This window comes from Sorangium sp. So ce406 (assembly GCF_051474675.1).
Lineage (GTDB): Bacteria > Myxococcota_A > Polyangia > Polyangiales > Polyangiaceae > Sorangium > Sorangium cellulosum_G.
Window position 1 is genome coordinate 5693751 of sequence record NZ_CP150340.1, and the last position, 21403, is coordinate 5715153.

Below are 21403 nucleotides of genomic sequence, written 5' to 3' on the forward strand. Positions count from 1 at the left end.
TCCACGTCTTCAACCTGGCCTGTCAAGGCCTTTGCGCCCGCTATGCCCGGACTGACATGATCCGCTCCGGTGCGATCTACGCCGGGTCGATCGCGGCCGCGCGCATCGTCTTCTGGCCCGCTCAGGCTCGACCGGCAGAGATCGCTGCGGCGGCCTGCGGCGGGGCGGCGAGCCCGTACTTGTTCCGGGCCCAGGCAGCGATCTCCGCCACCTGCCGATCGGTGGGAGTCGCCGACCAGCCGAAGGCGTGGCGGAAGCGCGAGTCGTCGATGACATAGGGTACATCCCACTGATACGCCATCTCGGCCGCCTCGCGCAGGAAGGGCGAGAACAGGCCCGCCGCGCGCAGCACGAAGCGCGGGAGCCGCGCCACCTTCACCTCGACGCCGAGGGCGCTTCCCAGGCGCCGCGCGAGCGCGCGCGTGCTCTCCGCGGGCGCCGTCGGCAGGTGCCAGATGTGGCCCATGGCCTCCTCCCGCTCGCCCAGCGTCACGAGGCCTCGCGCCACGTCCTCCACGTACGTGTACGAATGGGGCATGTCGGGATCGCCCATGCACTCGACGGACTTCCCGGCGAGCGCGCGCGCGTAGAAGCGGTCTCCCCAGGCGGACAGCGGCACGTCGGCGCCGAAGAAGTCGCTCGCGCGCCCCACGGCCACGTGGACGTCGCCGCGGCGCTGGGCCGCGAGGCGCATCTCCTCGAGCTCGACGCGCAGCGCGCCCTTCCTGCTGCAGGGGCGGCGCGGCGAGTCCTCGCGCATGGGGCCGTCGGGGACGCCGTACATGTACAGGCAGTCGAGGGCCACGAGCCTCGCGCCCGCCTTGCCCGCGCCGTGCACGGCGCCACGGGCGATGGGCAGGAGCTGCTCGGCCCAGAGATGGTAGGGCGGGTTCATGCAATCGTAGACCACGCTGGCCCCGCGCGTGGCCTCCTCGGCGAAGGCGAGATCGGTGATGTCGCCGCACACCGACGTGAGCCCCGGCCGCTCCGGCGCGCGCCGGGTGCGCTGCACCAGGCGCACGCGGTGGCCCCGCGCGAGCAAGAGGTCCGCGACCCGCGGGCCGATCTGGCCGGCGCCGAGCACGACGTGGAGGCGAGACGAGGAGGCGTCGACTGGCGATGCGTTGTTCATGCAACCAGGATGGTGGTTGCACCGATGCAAGACAACGCCCAGAAAAACAACCCATGGCGGCAAAAATGCAAGACCCGTGAGGGGCGCCGCTCGCGGCTACGTGAGGCTCGGGAGCGTCCCGCTGCAGAACGCCGGATCCCCGAACGTGGTGTCGTCGGTGCCCATCGCGTTCGCGATCGTGAGCAGCAGATCGTTGTGCTGCCGCGCCTTCCCCCCGCTGGCGAGGTAATCCACGAACCGCCCGGTCCGGAGCACCCCGCCCGCGCTGCCGGCGAGCAGGAACGGCATGTTCGTCAGCGCGTGCTGCGTCGACTCGCTGATCTCGGTAACCCACAGCACGACGGTGTTGTCGAGGAGCGTGCGATCTCCCTCCGCGTACGAGTCGAGCTTCCCGAGCAGGTAGGCGAGCTGCTCCGCGAACCACGTGTGGATCTTCGAGTACTGCGCCTTCCCCTCCGTGTCCCACTGGTGCGAGATGGCGTGGTGGTTCCCCTGGAGGTCGAGCCACGGGTAGAGGTGCTCGCTCTCCGCGTACGACCACTGGATCGTGACGATCCGGGTGAGGTCGCACGCGAGCGCCGCCGCCGCCATGTCCATCTGGAGCTTGCCGATCGCGGGCATGTTCGCGTCGTCCGAGAGGTTGATGCGCTCGCCGAGCGCGGGACCCGTGCAGCCCGCGGTCGCGACGCCGCCGTTGCTGCCCGCCAGGCGCTCCTCGATGTCGCGGATCGACTGCATGTGCGCGTCGAGCTTGATGCGGTCTTCCGCGCCGATGCGAGGCCGCACGTCCGCGATCTCCTCGCCGAGGATGTCGAACACGGTCCGCCGCTGCGCCCGCAGCCGATCCATCGCGTCGGGGCTGCTCTGCCCCGGCGTCGCGGCCGCGAAGAGCTGCTCGAAGGTGTCGTACGGGTCCTCGCGCGGGGGGATCGGCTGGTCCGGCCCGCCGTAGCAGATCCGGCCGCGCACCTCCGCGTCGCGGACCTGGACGCCGAGCTCCAGCGTGCGGAACAGCGTCGAGGGCTTCAGCGTGTTCGCCAGGTGCTGGTCGAGCGAGATCCCCGACGACCAGCCCGCGTTGCTGGAGTTGAAGCTCCGGAAGTTGCCCCGGAGCAGCGCCCGCCCCGTGAGCAGACCGCCGATGCCGCGCGCGTGCTCGGAGCCGATGTTGGAGTTGACCACGACGTCCATGTTGATCCCGCGCAGCGGGAGCAGCTTCGCCTTGAATGGCTCCAGCGGCTGCAGCAGCGGGCTCAGGGTGAAGTTGGTCTCCGTGCCCCGGGGCATCCATTGCGACTCGAGCGTGCCGTTCGGCGTGTAGAACACCACGAAGCGCTTCGGCGCGGTGCTCTCGTCGCCGCGGGCCCAGTCGGCGTTCAGCAGGGGGATCGCCGCCGTCGCCGCCAGCGAGCCCTGGAGCAGCCGTCGTCGAGAAATCAATCGCGGTCTCATCTCACTCCTCCTCTGCTGCGATCGCGCTGCGGTACATGAAGGCCTCGGTCTGCGTCGTGCCCACGATGAGCTCCACGAGGTCGCCCTCGGTGCCGTGGAACCCCGCGCGCAGCGCGCCGAGCGAGCACTCGTCGCCGGCGGTCTCGAAGCGGCCCGCCGTGTAGCGGAACCATTGCGTCGCGAGGCACTCCCGGACCTGCGCGCTCCCGGCGAGCTTCTCGGCCAGCTCGCGGACGCCGACGAAGGCGCCATCCATGTCGTCGGACGCGAAGATCTCGCCCGAGGTGTCGATGACCTGCCCGCCCTCCTCGGTGCGGTACGCGCCGACGGCATCGAAGCTCTCGAACGCGAAGCCGATCGGGTCCATGAGCTGATGGCAGCCCGCGCACGAGGCATCGGAGGCGTGCTGGTTGAACCGCTCGCGCGCGGTGACGCCCCTCTCGCCCTTGGGCGGCGTGAGGTCGACGTCCGGCGGCGGCGGCGGCGGCTCCTGGCACATGAACTTCTGCCGGATGGCCTTGCCGCGCAGGACCGGCGAGGTCTGATCCGGATGCGCGTGGACGGCCAGGAACGCGGGCTGCGTGAGCACCCCGGCGCGCTCGGCCGGGAGATTCACGAGCTGCGGTGTGGTCGATCCGGGCGGGACGCTCACGCCGTACACCTCCGCGACCGCCTCGGTGGCAAAGCCGATCGGCAAGGTGAGCAGGCTGGAGAGCTTGCGGTCCCCCGACCACAGGACGTGATCGATGAACGCAGGCGTCTCCGCGCTCATCCCCGCGACGAGCTCCTCGTCGAATCCGGGGAACATGCCCTCCAGCTTGACGATGCTCTCGAGCTTCCCGAGGTTGAGCCATTGCTTGTAAAATTCCGCAATGGCCAGGCGCGCCTTCGGGCTCTCCAGCATCTCGCGGGTCCGCTCGGCGAGCTGCTCGGGGGTCTCGAGCAGGCCCGCCTCGGCGGCCGCGAGCAGGTCGTCGTCGGGGCCCGACGCCCAGACGAGGTATGACAGGCGCGACGCGATCTCGTACGGGTCGAGGCGCACCCTCGGCGCGGAGCCGTCGAGATCGTGGCGCAGCTCGAGGCGGAACAGGAACTTCGGCGATTGCAGCGCGGCCCGGATGACGACCTCGACGCCCTCGCGCAGCGACCCGCCCGTGCGCCCCGCCGCGTAGGCGCGCATCAGCCGCTCGACCTCCGCCGGCGCGAGCGGCCTGCGGTACGCGCGCCGGCCGAACTGCTCGATGAACTGACGGGCGCACGCCTCCTCCTGATCGACCTTGCCCTCGACCGCCGCCGGATCGCACGGCAGCAGCCTCGAGAGGTCGCCGGCCACGGCCTCGGCCGCGAGCGACTCGGCTGCGAGGAGGTACTTCTCGGCGTGCAGCGGAGAGATGGTCAGCACCGCTGCGTTGTTGTTGAAGCCGCCGGCGACCTCGTCTGCCGGGAACTGATCGGCGGGGGTTTGCGACGTTCCGAGGAGATCGCGAACCGTGTTGTTGTATTCGAATCGCGTCAGGCGCCGCTGCGGCGCGGGGAGCCGCTCGCTGCTCCCGCAGGCGTCCTGAGGACCTCCTGGTCCGGACGTCGATCCGTCCTCCCCCGAGCCTCCGATTCCGATCTGCCCGGGCGCACACCCGGCCGCGAGCGCCAGCGCGAGCGTCACGATCGGCACGCGACCCGCTCGCCAGCGACGATATCTCAAGTCCGCCATACCGTGACCTCCTACCGTCAATGCAGAACGCAAGAGCAGCGGCGATCGGAATGCCCGCTGCGCGGCACCTTGATCACGGGATCGGCCAAAACATGCGCTGCCCGGACAGGACTGTACAAGTACGCCTGAGCTAAACCCACATCACGGGGCGGGCTCGACCTCGCCGCGCTCGTCGCGCGGCGGAGTGAGCGCGCGGGAGGCGGGGAGCCAGCCGTACGCCGCGAGGAAGCGGAGCAGCGACGGATCGTCGACGGACAGCGGCGGCAGGTACTCCGCGACGCGGACGCGGCGCCACCACGCGCCGCTTCCGTCGCCGACGCGGGTGAAGCTGTACCGGTAGAGCTCGGCGCGGATATAGCGAGGCGGCGCGTCGGGGAAAGGGTTCCTCGCGAGCAGGCGCTGCGCGCCCGCGTCGCCGGAGAGGACCTTGTAGACGAGGTGAACGAGCCACGGCTCGCTCTCGTAGCTGCCGAACGCGGCGAACCAGATCTGCCAGTCGAGGCGGTAGTGATACGGCGTGATGACGCACGGGCGCCGGCGCACGTCGCCGGGCTTGCACGGCAGGTCGTACTCGAGCCACCGCGTCCCCTCCCCCGGCGCCTCGTCGCGCGTGCCCTCGAGGATCACCTCGTAGCGCTCCCGACCCACGCTGCCGAACGCGCCGTAGGTGTTCACCAGGCCGAAGCTGTCGAACGTCGCGTTCATCGCCTGCCGCGGCGAGAGCAGGTTCATGACCGGATTGACGCTGAGGCAGAGCACCACGACGGCGAGCAGGGCGGCGGCGATCCGGTGCGCCCGCGACGGGGAGAGCTGCTCGGCGAGCGCCGCGGCGCGCTCGCGGAGCCGCGCGGGGAAGAGCCGGCCGAGCGCGCCGTCGTCGAAGCAGGCGATCGCCGGCACGATCGTGAGCCAGTTGAGGAAGGAGAGATTGCCGCTCGCGATCAGCATCACCTGGAAGAGCACCAGGAACACGCCGGCGACGTGGCGCGCGCGCCGGGGGCCGAACGCGAACCAGGGGACGACGAGCTCCACGAGGTGGTTGAAGAGCACGCCGATCGCGTGCACCCACGCGGGGAGCTGGTGGAGGTAATAGCTCAGCGGGCTCGGGACCGGCTGCGTCTCGTAGTGGTAGACAAGGCAGGTCAGGTCGGTCCAGCACGGGTCGCCGCGGAGCTTGATCAGGCCGGCGCCGAGCATGATCCGGAAGATGAGCCAGCGAAAGAGCCAGATCACCACGACGGGCGGAGGCGGCGACCGGAAGGGCCGGAGTCCGCGCAACGGGCAGAGGAAGACGGCCAGAAAGCCGGTCTCCGCGAGCTGGTGCTCCCAGCCGTACCCGTAGAAGACCTGCCCGATGTGCACGAACGAGAGGTAGAGCGCCCAGAGCGCGAGCTGCACGATCGCGTTGGTGACGCCGGCGCACACCGCGAGCGACAGCGCCACGCCCGCCCAGGCCGCGGCGTGGAGGACGCCGTCCGAGGCGCCGAGCCACAGGAACAGCGTGGGGAGCCGGCGGAACGCCGCGCCGTGCGAGCCGGTGACGTCGACGAGGCGCTCGAGGAAGCGGTCGGCCGGCAGGAGGCCTTGCGGGCCGAGGAGCGGGCCGAGCTGCCGGGCGAGCGAGAAGAACGCGATGAAGTAGACGAAGCCGAGGAGGCGGAGCAGGACGAAGCGCGTCAGGACATAGGACCGCGGCGGGCCGAGGAAGCGGCGGAGCGGGTGGCTCCGGATACGCCGGAGCAGCGCGCCGTCGTCCTCGGCGGCCAAATCTGCGGCGGGGTCGGCCGGATCTGCGGCGGGGGGCGGCGCTTCGCGGGCCATCGGGCGCGAGAGGATAACCCCCTCGCGCGCCGGTCATCCACCGCGCTTCATCGTGGCGTGGATGAGCCCGTGGGGCTCGTCCACCGGGACGAAGATCTCGTTGTCGTTGCTGAGCCCGAAGGGCGAGAGATCGACCAGCAGGCAGTGCTTGTTGGGCAGCGAGAGGCTCACCTCGTCGACGGCGGGGCAGGCCTCGAGGACGGCGCTCCCGAGCGCGTGGATCGTGTGCTGCACCGAGAGGCTGTGCTGCTCGGCGAACGTCTCGAGCAGGGCGCGGCGGGCGCTCTCCCACGTCCTCGTGGGCGCCTCGTCGCGGGTCGCGGTGCGCCAGCGCGCCACCATCAGGGTCGAGAGGATGCGGTCGTCGGTCTCCTTGAGCGTTGTGTACGGGTCGCGGGGGAAGCCCGAGAACGCCGAGCCGGTCGTCTTGAGGACGAGCAGATCCGCGACGCCGCTCTCGATCGCGAGCTCGCCGGCGGCCGCCGTGATCTCCGCCGTCCGCCGCTCCCCCCCGGCGCGGAGGAAGGCGTGCCGGTGCGGCGCGCCGCCCGCGTCGATGCGCGACCAGACCTTCTCCGCGATCGCGACCCGCGCGCGCCGCGCATGGCCCTTGCCGAGGAAGTGCTCGGCCAGGAGGACGCCGAAATCCTCGATCGGCTCGACCGGATGCCCCTTGGCGAGCGCATACACGGTGTTCTTCATCGTGTCCGTGGGCAGCACCTTGCCGTTGTCGCCCTGCGTGTAGGCGTCGTCGAAGTCGCCCTCGAGCTCGATGTCGACGTCGATGTCGGTGAGCTCGTGCCGCCCCTCCGCGCGGCGGACCTTGACCAGCCGCACCCTCGACTTGCCGTAGCTGTTCCGCACCAAGGAGATGGCCATCGCTCTTCAGCTCCCGCGCCGGGCAACGACGCCTCTCGGCGACGCGGGAGACCGTACCTTGAAGGAGGATGGCAGCTCAAGTACGGCAGGCCGGCGGCGCCAGCGGCGCGCTGCGTCCCTCGCGTTCCGTCGGGGCGGCCGCCCGCGAGGGAGCCCCCCGGGCGGGCTCGTGCGATATCGGACGTGCGCCGGCGATCGGGCGTCACCAGATACGTCGACATGGTCATCCCAGAGCGCGACACGGCGGCGGACGAGCTCCTCGCTCGCCGCGAGACGCTGGTAGACGCCGCCATCGGCCGGCTGAAGGCAGCGCGGCGAGCGCCAGGCGACGGCGACGGGCGAGAGGACCTCGCGCGCTGCGGCGAGGACGTCGGCGCGCACATCGACGCGCTCTCGGCGGCGCTCCGCGCCGCGGGCGCCGAGCAGTTCAGCGAGTACTGCGCCTTCACCGCGGTGTTCATCGAGGGGCTCGGCGTGCCGCGGAGCACGCTCGGCGCCGCGCTGGACGCGCTGGGCGAGGCCGTCGGCGAGCAGCTCGCCCCCGCGCTCTCCGCGATCGCGCAGGAGGCGCTGGCGGCCGGCCGGCGGCGGCTCGACGCCTCGCCGATCGTGACGCCGATCGCGCTCGCGACCATCCCCGCCGAGGCGCCCGCGCCCCTCGACGAGCGCGCGGAGCCGGCGGAGGCCCTGGCGCGCGCGGCGCCGCGCATCGCGCCGATGAGCGTCGCGCTCGGCTACATGCGGCGCCCAGAGGACGCGCTCGCGCACGGCGCGCGGCGCGGCCGCTGCCTGGAGGACGCCCGGCACCACCTCGCCCAGCTCGCCGCGACGGTCGAGCTGGAGACGCCCGCGCTCTTCGGCGAGTACGCGGACTGGGTGCGATCGCTGCTGACGAGCTTCGGCCTCGAGCCCGCGGCCCTCGTGACCCACCTCGACGCGCTCGGCGACGCCATCGCGATCGCGCTCCCCGAGCACCTCGCCGAGGCGCCGCGCCGGTACCTCGCGGCGGCGCTCGTCCGGCTCGCCGCCGGCCATGTCGAGCACGCCAGCTTCGTGCAACCCGACGCTCCCCTGGGCACCCTCGCGTGCGGCTACCTCGACGCGTTGCTCCAGGGAGACCGGGGACGAGCGCTGAGGCTCATCCGGGAGGCGGTCGAGGCGAGCACGCCGATCAAGGACATCTATGCTCACGTCTTCCAGCCGTGTCAGTACGAGATCGGCCGGCTCTGGCAGACGCACCAGATCAGCATCGCCGAGGAGCACTACTGCACCGCGGTCACCCAGGCGATCGTGAGCCAGCTCTATCCGCTCGTCTTCAACGCCGACCGCGCCGGTCGCCGGCTCGTGGCCACCTCCGTGGACGGCAACCTCCACGAGATCGGCGCGCGTTTCGTCGCCGATTTCTTCGAGATGGCGGGGTGGGACACGTTCTACCTGGGAGCCAGCACGCCGGCCCAGGACGTCATCGACGAGGTCGTTCGACGGCAGGCGGACGTCCTCGCGGTCTCGGCCGCGCTCGCCGAGCACCTCACGAGCGTGCACGCGCTGATCACCGCCGCCCGCGACGACCACCGCTGCAGGAACGTCGTGCTCCTGGTCGGCGGGCAGCCGTTCCGCGTCGTCCACGACCTCTGGAGGCAGCTCGGCGCCGACGGCTCGTCGCGGAGCGCGGAGGGGGCCGTCCACGTGGCGAAGGATCTCCTCGCAGCGCGGGGCGCGTGAGATCGGATCGACCACGCCCCCTCGCGCTGGAGCTCGCTTCATCTCCCGCCCTTCCCCGTACTCCGGCGCTCGATGAGGAACATCGATGACGGACGAGCGGCGGGGCCGGCGTGGGGTGCGTTTGATGTAGCGAGCCTCGCGCCGGGCTGCCAAGAACCGAGTGTCTCCGCCGTGAACGAAGGAGAGGATCGGACTCTCATGGGCCCGCGCGAGCCGCGAAGAACACGAGAAGACGATGAACGATCGCCAGTCGTCGCTCCACCGGGGCAGGCGCTGAGCGGCGCGGTCGCCAGGCTCGCATTCGCTTACCTCATGGATGCGACGGCGGTCGCGGTCGGCGTGTTCACGACGGACGGCGCGCCGCGGCTCGAGAACCGCGGCATGCGCCGGCTGCTCGGCGGGGCAGGCGGGCTGGGCCGCGCCCCGGTCCGCCTCGTCAGCCCGGGCTTCCCGCAGCTCGCCGCGGCGGGGAAGCGCGGCGACGCGCCCATCTACCGCGGGATCCTGCACTTCGGGGACCTGCGCTCCGTCGCGCACAGCCTCCGGGGAGAGGTCTGGCGGCTCGACGACGATCTCGTGATCCTGGCCGAGTTCGACGTCGTGGAGCTCGAGCGCGTGCTCTCCGAGGTGTCCGCGCTCAACTCGAAGATCACGAACCTCCAGCGGAGCCTCGTGTCCGAGCAGACGGCGCTCGAGAGGTCGCTCGACGAGCTCCGCGCCACGCAGGCGATGCTCGTCCACTCGGAGAAGATGAACGCGCTCGGCAAGCTCGCCGCCGGCGTGGCCCACGAGATCAACAACCCGCTCGCCTTCGTCCGCAGCAACGTGCACACCCTGGGAGAGTCGTTCGCGCGGCTGCTCGCCGCGTACGAGGCGCTCGATGCGGCGGCCCTCCCCGGGAGCTCCGGGGACATGGCGGCGCTCGCCCGGGCGCTGCGCGAGGAGATCGACCTCGAGTTCCTGCGCGAGGACGCGGGCGACCTCGTGAAAGGCACCCTGGGCGGCCTCGCGCGCGTGCAGAAGATCGTCGAGGATCTGAGGACCTTCGCGCGGCTCGACCAGGCGGAGGTGGAGCTCTCCGATCTGAGAGAGAGCGTGGAGAGCACCCTCGCGATCGCAGGCCCCGCGCTGAAGAGCAGCGGCGTCCAGGTCGCGCTGGAGTGGGCGGAGCTGCCGAGGCTGCGCTGCAAGCCGGCGGAGCTCAGCCAGGTGTTCCTGAACGTGCTCATCAACGCGGCCCAGGCGGTCGAGTGCCGCGGCCGGGGGAACGGCCGCGTCGTGATCCGCGCGCGGGATGAAGCGCGCTGCGTCGCCCTGGAGTTCGAGGACAACGGCGCCGGCATGACCCCCGACGTCCTCGGCCGGATCTTCGATCCGTTCTTCACGACCAAGCCCGTCGGGCAGGGCACCGGGCTCGGCCTCACCATCTCGCACAAGATCGTCGTCGACCAGCACGGGGGCACGATCTCCGCCCGGTCGACGCCCGGGGCGGGCAGCACGTTCACGATCACGCTGCCGAAGGAGCTGGAACCGTGACGCGCGCGGGCGGCGATCGGGGCGCGCTGCTCATCGTCGACGACGAGCGAGAGACGTTGAAGGCGCTCCGCCGCGAGCTCCGGCGCGACTACGACGTCCTCCTCGCCGAGAGCGCCGAGCAGGGCTACGCGGTCCTGCGCGAGCGCCCCGTCGACGTCATGCTCAGCGATCAGCGGATGCCGGGCATGACCGGCACGGAGTTCTACGCGCGGGTGAAGGCCGAGTTCCCGGATACCGTCCGGCTCCTCATGACCGCCTACGCGGACACGAACGCCGCGATCCAGGCCATCAACGAGGGCAGCGTGTACCGGTTCATCCCCAAGCCGTGGGATCCGACGGGGCTCGCCGGCATCCTGAAGGACGCGTTCTCCCAGCACGCGCGCCTCAGCGAGCGCCAGCGGGCGCTCTCCTCGCTGGAGGCGAGGGTCGACGCGCTCGACCGGGAGAACCAGCAGCTCGCCGAGCTGAAGCAGCGGAGCCACGATCTCGTGGGCATCGCCGCGCACGACCTGCGCAATCCGATCGCGGCGATCCAGTGGTTCTCGACGATGCTGCTCGCCGGCGCGGGCGCCGGGAGCGAGGACGTCCGGCGGCACCTGCTGAAGATCCAGTCCAACGCCGGCTTCACGCTGCAGTTGCTCGAGGACCTGCTCGACATCACGACGCTCGAGAGCGGCAGCGTCGCGCTCCGGATGCAGGACGCCGATCTGCGCGGCCTCGTCGCGGCGGCCGTCTCCCTGAACGAGCACAGCGCTCGCTGGAAGGGGATCGAGGTGGCCATCGACGTGCCCGCCGAGCTGCCGCTGGTCCGCTGCGACGTCGAGCGGATCGAGCAGGTCCTGAGCAACCTGCTCAGCAATGCGTTCAAGTTCTCGCATCCGGGCACGACGGTGACGGTGCGCGCGCGGCGGCTCGGACCGGCGGTGGAGGTGACGATCGACGATCAGGGCCTCGGCATCCGGCCTGAGGAGATCAGCGGCCTGTTCTGCAAGTTCCGGAGGACGAGCACCCGGTCGACCGGCGGCGAGAAGAGCACGGGGCTCGGCCTGTCGATCTGCAAGAACCTCGTCGAGCGCCACGGCGGCGCGATCCGCGTGGAGAGCGAGCTCGGACGGGGAACGCGGGTGTGCTTCACGCTGCCGCTGCCCGAGGGAGAAGCCGGCCCGACGAGCGGCTGAATCGACGCAGCTTTCTTCGAGCGCGATCCTCCGTCGCATACCCTGCGCCCCCCTGTTGCAGGAGCGAACGCATGCGACGCACCCGTCTCTGGCTATCGATCTTGACCTCTGCGACCCTCGCGACCGCGGCGTGCGGCGACGACGACACGTCGGGAAGCGGCGGCGCTGGCGGCGTCGGCGGCAGCGGCGGCGCTGACGCGACGAGCAGCTCGAGCTCCGCGGGCGGCGGCGGTGGCGCCGACGCGACCAGCAGCTCGGGCTCCACAGGGGGCGACGGCGGCTCCGGCGGCTCCGATGGCGGCTCCGGAGGCTCCGGCGGCTCCGATGGCGGCTCCGGAGGCTCCGGTGGCTCCGATGGCGGCTCCGGAGGCTCCGGCGGCTCCGATGGCGGCTCCGGAGGCTCCGGTGGCTCGGACGGCGGCTCCGGTGGCTCCGGTGGCGGCTCCGGGGGCTCGGACGGCGGCTCCGGTGGCTCCGATGGCGGCTCCGGCGGCTCCGGTGGCGCTGGCGGCTCCGGCGGCGGCGACGCGACGCCGCCGGCCGGCGAGGACTGGACGCGCGACATCCTCTCGACCGCCCTCGAGCTCGACCTCGCCAGCCTCACGGGCCGGGCGACCATCGTGCTCGCCGCGTCGGACAGCACCGCCGCCTCCTTCCAGATCGGCGACCTCGACATCGCGTCCGTCACCGGTCCGTCGGGCGCCCTCGCGCACGCGGTGAGCTCTGGCCAGCTCGACGTCGGTGTCCCGCCGACCGGGAGCGACGCCACGATCATCATCGACTACGCCTTCAAGCCCCACACAGAGTTCGACGGGTGGATGCCCGGATCCGGCGTCTCGTTCCTCTGGCCCTATTTCTGCGGCAACCTCTTCCCGTGCAAGTCCGATCCCGCGGACGGCGTGCGCTTCACCCTGCGCGTCACCGGGGTGCCGGAAGGCATGACCGCTGTCTATCCCGAGAGCATCCCCACCGCGGCGCCCGCCTACATGCCGGCGATCGCGGTCGACGAGCTCACGCGCGTGGAGCTCGGCACCACGACGGCGGGCACCCGGGTGAGCGTGTGGCACCTGCCCGGCCAGGAGGCCGACGCCGCGAGCGGCACCGAGCACCTCGTCGAGGTGTTCGACTTCTTCGAGACCACGTACGGCCCCTACCCCTTCGGCGACAGCGTCGGCACCGTCTCGGCCGACTGGGGCGGCGGCGATTACGGCGGCATGGAGCACCACCCGTTCTGGCACGTCTCGAGCGGCTCTCTCTACAGCGAGGAGGTCAACGCGCACGAGGCCGCGCACGGCTGGTTCGGCAACGGCGTGCGCATCGCCTGCTGGGAGGACTTCATCCTCTCCGAAGGCACCGCCACGTACCTCGCGGCCCGCGCGCTCGGGGAGGCCGGCGTGGACGCGTGGGCCGATTATGAATGCACGCTCAAGTCCGTCTGCGATCCGGCGGAGGGCCGGAACGCCATCGCGCTCCCGGACACATGCAACGCGATCGACATCCTGAATCACCCGCTCTGGTCGTCCGTGCCCTACATGAAGGGAGCGTTCTTCTTCCGCGAGGTCGCGGAGGCGATCGGCGTCGACGTGCTCGACCGGGCCCTCGCCGGGTTCTACACCGCCAACGTGGGGAACGCCGCGCGCACGCAGGACCTCCTCGACGCCATCAAGGCAGCCACCGACGCCGCCGGGGCCGCCGCCGTCGACGCGCTCGCCGCCGATTGGCTCCGTACGCTCGAGTGCCCGGTCGACTTCGCGACCCTCTGCCCCACCTGACGAGAGCGCTCGACCATGTGGACCGATACACGCCTCACACGACAGCTCGGCCTGCGTCTCCCCATCGTCCAGGGCCCCTTCGGGGGCGGCATGTCCACGGCCGCGCTGGCGGCCGCCGTCTCGAACGCCGGTGGGCTCGGCTCGTTCGGGGCCCACTTCCTGACCCCACCGCAGATCGTCGAGCTCGTCGCCGAGCTCCGGCGGCTCACGCCGCACCCGTTCGCGCTGAACCTGTGGGTCCCGCAGCCCGGCGAGCCGACCACCATCGCGCCCGCGGAGCTCGAGCGGCACGTGGCGCGCCTGCGCCCGATCCTGCGGCAGCTCGGCCTGCCCGACCCCGAGCTGCCCAGCGCGTTCACCCCGCGCTTCGAGGAGCAGGTCGAGGCCGCGATCGACGCGCGGCCGCAGGTCCTCAGCTTCGTCATGGGGGTCCCGCCCGCCCACGTCATCGACGCGGCCAAGGCGCGCGGGATCGCCCTCCTCGGCACCGCCACGACGGTCGACGAGGCGATCGCGCTCGACCAGGCCGGCATCGACGTCATCGTGGCCTCGGGCAGCGACGCCGGCGGGCACCGGGGCGCGTTCCTGCGGCCCGTGCGCGAGTCGCTGGTGGGCACGCTGTCGCTCGTGCCGCAGGTCGTCGACGCGGTGCGGGCCCCCGTGGTCGCCGCGGGCGGGATCGCGGACGGCCGCGGCGTGGCGGCGGCGCTCGCGCTCGGCGCCGACGGGGTGCAGATCGGGACGGCCTTCCTCGCCTGCGACGAGTCGGGCGCGAGCGCCGGCCACCGCCGCGCGCTGGCGTCGCCCCGCGCGCGCACGACGGTGCTCACGCGGGTCTTCTCCGGCCGCATCGCGCGCGGCCTCATCAACGAGTTCGTCGAGGCGATGACGCCGCACGAGGCCGACGTGCCGGAGTATCCGGTCCAGAACTGGCTCACCCAGCCCATCCGCCGGGCCGCCGCGGCCGCGGGGCGCGACGACCACCTGTCCCTCTGGGCAGGCCAGAGCGCCGCCCTCGCCAGGCCGCGGCCCGCGGCCGAGCTTGTGGCGGCGCTCGTCGAGCAGACCGAGCAGGTGATCCTCGGGCTCATGAAGCGCTGAGGGGGCGCCGGCGCGCCAGCCAGCCAGGTCGCCCGGCGAGCGCGCCGCTCACCCCTCCGCGCCTCCCCTCGCCCGCGTCGTCTTACCAGGTCACCGTGTCATTCAGCGTGAGCGTCCCGGTCGCCGGGGTGCTCATCGTGCGATTGCCGCCGCCCGGCAGGCTCTCCCATGTCACGCTGCCATTGGCGTTCTTGCGATAGTACTTGTACTGCACGGAGCTGCTGACCGGCAGGTTGACGCGGTTCTTCCACACAGGGTAGCTGTTCAAAACGGCCGTGACCGGGATGATCGCGACCGGGACGCCAAGATCGGTGTTCCAGTTGCCCAGCGCCGCCGTGTTGCCGGTGACATACACGTGCTGGCCGACCACGGTGTTCGCGGTCACGTTGACCGAGACGCCGACCTCGCCTGCCGCGGGCGGCACGACGCAGGCGTTGTAACGGCCGCAGACCACCGACGGAATGTCGACCACCTTGCCGGCCCGGATCGACGCCAGCAGGCTGATGTACTCGCCCATCGCCCAGTTCAGCGGGCTCATCGACCGGGTCGGGGTGCCGGCCGTGGCGCCCGGCGGCAGATCGACGTCCCAGCCCGTGACGAGCGTCGGCTCGCTCCATACCTGCTCGGGGATGAAGCCCTGCGGCGTCGAGAACGCCTTCACCGCCGTCAGGAACGGCGCGCCGTCGCTGCCCACACCCGTGCTGGCGATCTTGAACATGCCGCGTTCGGCGGTGAAGATGGGCCACAGCCGGCCGCGGCCGGTGAGACCGTCGTAGCTGGCGCCGCCGACCTTCTCGCCATAACCGTCGAAGTTGTAGCGGAACCAGGCGTCGCCCTTGCCGGGGATGGTCCGCTTCAGGATGGCGTCGTACTCCGGCAGGGTCGCGGCGATCGAGTGGTCGTCCGCCCGCTTCACCCCCATCCGCACGAGCTCGAGGAACCCGCCGTCGATGATGTATCGCTGGTCGTGCGTGCCGCCGCCGTTGCCGTGCGTGACCTGGATCGCCGCGTCGGGACCGGATACCGGGTTGTAGACCTGCGGCCCGGTGCCGGAGTTGCTCCGCTGCGACGGGTTGATGCGAATATAATACTTGCCATCGCCGTGGGGGCCGGTGTTGGTGAACGTCCACCGGTCGACGCTCTGCTGCCAGTAGTCCGCGGCGGCCATGTAGCGGGCCGCGCTGGCGGTGTCGTTGTTCGCGCGGGCGATCGTCGCCGCGCAGACGAGCCCCGCGATCTCCGCCGCGATGGTCGACGGCGAGTACCCGTAGTTCTCCTCCCAGCGCTCCTGCTGGGTATACGGGCCGACGTTGACGATGTAATCGGCGGTCTTCTTGATCTTGGGCCACAGCGGGTTGTACACCGCCGCGCCGAGCCGCCAGGCGAGGATGATCGGCATCGCCTGCTCATCCATCTGCGTGCCCTGCCAGTACTGCCAGCCGCTCACCCAGGCGTTCTGCGGGAAGCGGCCGACGCGGCTGTAGCCCTGCGGACAGCCGGGTGCGTTGTACTCGCCGACCCCGCAGTCGCTCGTCTGCTGCAGCGTGTTGAACAGGTAATTGACCACCGAACTGGCGGTTTCCGTGTCGCCGGCCGTCACCAGCGCGCCGGCGAACTTGAACAGGTCGCGCGGCCAGACCAGGTGGTAGCCGCCATTGTTGCTATCGCCGCTGCTCTCGCCCCACGGCGTGCCCATGCCGGCGATCATGGCGCCGTTCGACTTGTCCTGGATCGTCTTGAGCGCCATCGCCGCGAGGTAGTACTGGTCGTCGGCGGTGCCGCCCTGGCTGTTGAGCTTGGTGGACGTGTAGGTATTCCACCCGCTGTCGTAGGTGGTTTGCAGGGCGGCGAGGTTGCTGCCGAGGGTCGCGTTCGCGGTGGAGGTCGCCTCGCCCTCGGTGGCGCCGAAGCCGAGGACCACGTCGAACGAGACGCTGGTGGCGGCGGTCGCGCCGAGGTCGATCCAGCCCATCTGCGCCACGTTGCCGCCGCTCGCGGCGTCGTTGCGCCAGCTCATGGTCTTGTCGCTGCTGCCGCCGAGCAGGTCGGTCCAGCCGTCCGTCTCGCCGACGAAGCCGCTCGACACCATCGGCAGGCCGCCCGCGCCCGCCTTCCACGACCGCGAGATCGCCAGCGCCGAGACGCGGCTGTTCTCCGAGGCCACGAGCATCGTGCGCGCCGGCGTCACCGTCTTGACGGTCTTCGACGAGTCGCCGGCCCCGGAGTTGTCCATCGCCGGGTTGTGGAGCAGGTAGAGGTTGAACTGGGTGACGTTCTTGCCGTTGAGCGCGTCGAACTTGACCCGCTGGATCAGCGCGTTGCGCCCCGGGTCGGTGAAGATGGTCTTGGTGATCCGCCAGTTGTGGCCGCTGTTGGTGGTCGTCGCCTGCCACCGCATCGAGCGCTTGTCCGGCTGGGTGACGGTGTAGCTCTGCTGCTTCTCCTCGTCGACGAACGTCTTGGCCGTATCCCCCACCAGGAACTGCAGGTCGACGGTGTTGACTGTGTCGAGCACCGGGTAGAACACCTCGGACACGATGCCGCGGTGGCCGGTGAAATAGACCCTCGACTGGTCGGTCATCGACGTGCCGAGGAAGGACTTGTCGGCCGGCCCCCACACCGACGCTGCCCCCGAGCCCGCGGCGAGGGCCTTCAGGCGCTCGGGCGGGGGCGAGCCGCCGCGCCCGAACGGGACGGCGGACTCGCTGAGGATGGGCTCGTCCGCGTCGAGCGCGCAGCCCGCGAGCCCCACTGTGAGATGTAAAATTGCAGTCCCACAACAAACTCGCTTCAGCATCACGCCAACCCCTTTCCACCTGGCAGCGCCCGGGAGCACACCTGCTCGGCCACCGTAAGTTATCGACTCGACTGCGGTTTCTGCAGGGCACACGCGCGCCCTGCGCGGGGCCACGCGATCGGCCCGCGCCTGCTCCGCAGTGAACCCCGCGGTCCGCAGCGTAGCACGCAGGCGTCATTTTCCTTTCCAGCGCGCCGCGCCGTCGGCCCCCGGCGATCACGGGAGGCGGGCGTCGCCCCCGGGGCCATGGAGCCGGTGTAGTCAGATGGATTCAGGGGAGGCGGAGCAGACGCGTTAGCGGACCGTGCCGCACGCGGAGATCCTGTCAGGAGCCGGCGAGCTTGCGCCGCGCCGCCGCGTAGCGCCTCACCAGCTCATCCGCGATGACGCCGCTCAGGATGACGGCGCCGATGACCGCGAACTCGATCTGGGTCGGGACGCCCAGCATGTTGATCGCGTTGCGCAGGACCTGCATCAGCGCGGTGCCGAGGATGACGCCCATCACCGCCCCCTCGCCGCCGCGCAGGCTGAAGCCGCCGAGCACGGCGGCCGCGATCGCATAGAGCTCGTAGAAGTTGCCGAAATCGACCGGCTGGGCCGAGTTGACCTCGAGCGCGAACAGCATGCCTCCGAAGCAGGAGAGCACCGAGCAGAGCACATAGGCGAGGATCGTCATCCGGTCGGTATCGACCCCGCTGTACCGGGCCGCCTGCTCGTTGCGGCCGAGGGCCATGAGGTAACGACCGTAGATGGTGCGGTTCAGGAAGATCGACGCCGCGATCGCGATGGCGAGGAACAGCAGGAACGGCATCGGGATATCGATCCACGTGATCGGCGCAAGGCGCGTCTTCACGCCGGTGAACGGGTGCACCGCATAGGGGCTGAACCGCCCTTCCGAGATCCACGAGAGGAACGGCACCGGGACGGAGAACGGAGTGCCGACGGCCAGGTACCGCAGCGACTCGAACCCGACGCCGAACCCCTGCGTCTGGTCCCCCGCGATGCCGCGCGCCGTGCCCCGGTAGAGCAGGAGCCCGCAGAGCGTGACGACGAACGGCTGGAGCCGGAGCTTCGTGATGAGCAGCCCGTGCGCGAGCCCGATGCACAGGGAGATGCCGAGCAGCAGCGGCACGACCACGGAGGCCGGCCAGTGATGGACGGCGAGGAGCCACGGCAGCATGCAGCCGGCGAGCGCCACGACGGAGCCGATCGACAGGTCGATGCCGCCCGTGATGATGACGAAGCCGGCCCCGATGCTGAGGATTCCGAACAGCGCTGTCCGGCGGATCAGGTTCTCGAGGTTCTCCGCCAGCAGGAACCTGCCGTTCAGGAGCGCGGTGCCGAGCGACACGGCGAGGAGGAGCCAGAAGACGCCGAGCACCTTCCGCCGCGTCGTCGGCGCGAGCGGCGCGGGGGGCTCGGCGCCCGCCGCCCGGGGATCACGTGTCGTCGTCACAGGCATGCTCCTCTGACCTCGCCCCTCACCACCGTCTCGAGCGCCCCGGCTCAGGCCGCGACGCCGCTGCCGGTCGCGAGCTGCATGATCGCCTCCTCGCTCAGCGCGGCGCGGCCGAGCTCCCCGGCGATGCGCCCCTCGTGCATCACCAGCGCGCGGTCGGACATGCCCATCACCTCTTCCATGTCGCTCGACACGAACAGGGTGGCCATGCCGCTCGCGGCCAGCCGCTCCATGAGCTGGTAGATCTCGTGCTTCGCCCCGACGTCGATGCCGCGCGTCGGCTCGTCCAGGAGCAGCACGCGCGGCGACATCGACAGCCACTTTCCGATGACCACCTTCTGCTGGTTGCCGCCGGAGAGGTGCTGCGCCGGCTGCACGTCGTTCGGCGTCCTCACGCCGAGCTCGCGGACGATCTGCGCCGACATCCGGCGCTCGCCCGCCCGGTCGAGGACGCCGCGGCGCTGCGTCCTTTGCAGGCTCGGAAGGCTCACGTTCGCCCGGATCGCCATCTCCAGGATGATGCCCTGTTGCTGGCGGTCCTCGGGGACGAGGCCGATCCCGGCGGCGATCGCGTCGCGCGGGGTGCGCGGGGTGAGCTCGCGGCCGGCCACGCGGATGGAGCCCGAGGCCGCCGGCGTGACGCCGAACAGCGTCCTCAGCAGCGACGAGCGCCCCGCGCCGAGCAGCCCCGCGACGCCGACGATCTCCCCGGCGCGGACGGTGAAGCTCAGCGCGTGCTCCGGGTGCCGCGCCGTCCGGAGGCGGGAGACCTCCAGCACGGGCTCGCCCGGCGGGTGCGGGACGTGCGGATAGAACTGCGAGAGCTCGCGCCCCACCATGAGCCGCACGATGCGGTCGTGGCTCACCTCGTCGCGCCGCAGCTCGCCCGCGTTCTCGCCGTCGCGCAGCACGAGCACGCGGTCGCACAGCGCCTCGACCTCGCCGAGGCGATGAGAGATGTACACGACGCCGATCCCGCCCGCGCGGAGCTCCCGCACGACCTGGAAGAGGGCCTCGGCCTCGCGCGGGCACAGGCACGACGTGGGCTCATCCATGATGAGCACCCGGGCGTCGGCCGAGAGCGCCTTCGCGATCTCCACGAGGTGCCGCTGCCCGAGGGAGAGGCCGCCGACGAGCGCGCGCGGCGACCCGGCGAGGCCGACCCGCGCCATGATCGCCCGCGCGTCGCGCTCCATCCGCCCCTCGTCGATGAAGCCGCCCCGCCGCGGCTCGCGGCCGAGGAAGATGTTGGCCGCGATATCGAGGTTCTCCGCCAGGTTGAGCTCCTGGTGGATGAGCGCGATGCCGCGGGAGAGCGCCTCTCTCACCGAGCCGAGCGCGACGGGCCGCCCTTCGAGCGCGATCTCACCGGCGTCGGGCGCCTCGACGCCGGCCAGGATCTTCATGAGGGTGCTCTTGCCGGCGCCGTTCTCGCCGACGATGCCGAGCACCTCGCCGCGGCCGAGCGTGAGGTGAACGTCGCGGAGCGCGAGCACGCCGGGGAAGCGCTTGGTGAGCCCGCGCGCTTCGAGCAGCGGCGTCACGCCTGGTTCGGGCGGGGAGGACGTCATTCTCTGCGGGGGTCGCCGGCCGTGGCGGCGCGCCGCGCGGGCGCCGCGCCCGGATCGGGCGAGGATGGCGTCACTCGGGCTTCGCCGCCTTCTGCTTCAGATCTGCCCAGAACTCGGGGAGGTTGGCCTTGCGGATCTGCCGGGCCGGCAGGGAGATGAACTTGCCCGGGGGCACCACCGAGTCGTCGCCCCGCACGAGCGCCGCGAGCACGCGCACCGACTCCTTGCCGTACATGTACGGGTTCTGCACCACCGTGCCGACGACCTCGCCGTCCTGGATGGCGCGCAGCGTCGCGTCCTGCTCGTCGAAGCCGACGACCTGGATCGAGCTCATCTTCCCCGCCTGCTTGAGCGCCTCGAGCAGCGCCGGCGTGTGGTACGCGTTCAGGCCGATGAGCCCCACGAGGTCCGGGTGCGCCGACATCATGTCCTCGGCGTTGCTCTTGGCCTTCGCCGCGTCGATCTGATCGGTCAGCGTCGCGACGATGGTGTACTTCGCCCCCTTCAGCACGTCGTTCAGCGGGTCGTTGCCGCCGCTCGTGTCCTGGCGGTCGAGGAGCTCGTCGAGGACGCCCTGGCGGCGCTTCCTGGCGTTGTCGCCCTCGAGGCGCCCGACGAAGATCGCCACCTTCCCGCCGCCCGGGATCGCCTCTTTCACGAGCTGCCCCGCCATCCGGCCAGCGACGTAGTTGTCGATGCCGATGTACACGAGGCGATTGCTCTTCGGCGCGTCCGAGTCCTGCGTGATGAGCTTGGTCTTGGCGGCCGCCTTGTTGAGCAGCGGGACCTGGTTCTCCGCGTCGATCGGGCTGATCGCGATGCCGTCGACGCCGCGGATGAGCAGGTCCTCGACCCGCTGCATCTGGTCGTTGACGTCGCTCGGCATCACCACGCTGACGTCGGCGTTGTACTCCTTCGCTCCGTCGATGACGCCCTTCTCGGCGATGGTCCAGAACGGCGCGACGCCGTTGGTGATGTAGGCGAGCTTCGGCCTGGCGGAGGCCGCCGGCGCCTCGCTCCCATTGCCGCCGCTGCTCTCGCAGCCCAGGGCCGCGAGCCCCGCCATGCAGACCCCGACGACGAACCGACCGACGCTCTTCAACATCCCCTCACCCCTCCGGCCGCGAGGCGCCGCCCTGCCCCGGCCGATCCGCGCGCCTCGTGTCAGCGCGCGGTCTGCGCGTGGTCAGCGTACGGTCTGCGCGTGATCGCAACGGATCACGACCCCCCGGCCAACTCGCGCCCTCATCATGCGCGATCCGCCGCGGATGT

At 71.2% G+C, this 21403-nt stretch carries 14 protein-coding genes; 5 read left to right on the forward strand and 9 right to left on the reverse strand.

The genetic code is table 11. From position 1 onward, the window contains the following. Positions 1-121: 121 nt before the first annotated feature. From WME96_RS21010 to pucL, 5 genes are all read right to left on the reverse strand, one after another. Positions 122-1132 (reverse strand): NAD-dependent epimerase/dehydratase family protein, encoded by a 1011-nt coding sequence (locus WME96_RS21010; protein WP_437291869.1) that lies wholly within the window; start codon positions 1130-1132, stop codon positions 122-124. Between the two features lie 96 nt (positions 1133-1228). Beyond that, the gene (locus WME96_RS21015; protein ID WP_437291870.1) at positions 1229-2572 is read right to left on the reverse strand and encodes a DUF1552 domain-containing protein; all 1344 of its coding nucleotides are present in this window, start codon (positions 2570-2572) and stop codon (positions 1229-1231) included. Positions 2573-2585: 13 nt separating this feature from the next. Then, complete coding sequence (locus WME96_RS21020; protein WP_437291871.1) at positions 2586-4295, reverse strand: DUF1592 domain-containing protein; 1710 nt, start codon at positions 4293-4295, stop codon at positions 2586-2588. Between the two features lie 141 nt (positions 4296-4436). Next, positions 4437-6116, reverse strand: coding sequence for a lipase maturation factor family protein (locus WME96_RS21025; protein WP_437291872.1), 1680 nt, complete (start codon positions 6114-6116; stop codon positions 4437-4439). Positions 6117-6149: 33 nt separating this feature from the next. After that, positions 6150-6995 carry a factor-independent urate hydroxylase gene (gene pucL, locus WME96_RS21030; protein WP_437291873.1) on the reverse strand — a complete coding sequence of 282 codons (846 nt, stop codon included), beginning with the start codon at positions 6993-6995 and terminating at the stop codon, positions 6150-6152. A gap of 219 nt (positions 6996-7214) precedes the next feature. Between pucL and WME96_RS21035 the strand changes: the two genes are divergently transcribed. The 5 genes from WME96_RS21035 to WME96_RS21055 all read left to right on the forward strand — a co-directional run bounded on the left by WME96_RS21035 (position 7215) and on the right by WME96_RS21055 (position 14304). Beyond that, on the forward strand, positions 7215-8717 hold the full coding sequence (locus tag WME96_RS21035; RefSeq protein ID WP_437291874.1) for a cobalamin B12-binding domain-containing protein: 1503 nt from the start codon (positions 7215-7217) through the stop codon (positions 8715-8717). Between the two features lie 312 nt (positions 8718-9029). After that, positions 9030-10253: a sensor histidine kinase gene (locus WME96_RS21040; protein ID WP_437291875.1), complete on the forward strand. Its 1224-nt coding sequence runs from the start codon at positions 9030-9032 to the stop codon at positions 10251-10253. Next, the gene (locus WME96_RS21045) at positions 10250-11431 is read left to right on the forward strand and encodes an ATP-binding protein (protein WP_437291876.1); all 1182 of its coding nucleotides are present in this window, start codon (positions 10250-10252) and stop codon (positions 11429-11431) included. The genes WME96_RS21040 and WME96_RS21045 overlap by 4 nt, the downstream gene beginning before the upstream one ends. A gap of 71 nt (positions 11432-11502) precedes the next feature. Beyond that, entirely contained in the window at positions 11503-13203 is a 1701-nt protein-coding gene (locus WME96_RS21050; protein WP_437291877.1) for a M1 family metallopeptidase, read from the forward strand. 15 nt (positions 13204-13218) lie between these two features. Next, on the forward strand, positions 13219-14304 hold the full coding sequence (locus WME96_RS21055; protein ID WP_437291878.1) for an NAD(P)H-dependent flavin oxidoreductase: 1086 nt from the start codon (positions 13219-13221) through the stop codon (positions 14302-14304). Between the two features lie 82 nt (positions 14305-14386). On the opposite strand, the gene WME96_RS21060 is transcribed toward WME96_RS21055, so the two are convergent. The 4 genes from WME96_RS21060 to WME96_RS21075 all read right to left on the reverse strand — a co-directional run bounded on the left by WME96_RS21060 (position 14387) and on the right by WME96_RS21075 (position 21236). Further along, positions 14387-17017 (reverse strand): glycoside hydrolase family 15 protein, encoded by a 2631-nt coding sequence (locus tag WME96_RS21060; protein WP_437292336.1) that lies wholly within the window; start codon positions 17015-17017, stop codon positions 14387-14389. Positions 17018-17426: 409 nt separating this feature from the next. Further along, complete coding sequence (locus WME96_RS21065; RefSeq protein WP_437291879.1) at positions 17427-18563, reverse strand: ABC transporter permease; 1137 nt, start codon at positions 18561-18563, stop codon at positions 17427-17429. Between the two features lie 44 nt (positions 18564-18607). Further along, positions 18608-20131, reverse strand: a complete 1524-nt coding sequence (locus tag WME96_RS21070) for a sugar ABC transporter ATP-binding protein (RefSeq protein ID WP_437291880.1) — start codon at positions 20129-20131, stop codon at positions 18608-18610. A gap of 70 nt (positions 20132-20201) precedes the next feature. Continuing rightward, positions 20202-21236, reverse strand: a complete 1035-nt coding sequence (locus WME96_RS21075) for a sugar-binding protein (RefSeq protein WP_437291881.1) — start codon at positions 21234-21236, stop codon at positions 20202-20204. Between the last annotated feature and the right edge of the window lie 167 nt (positions 21237-21403).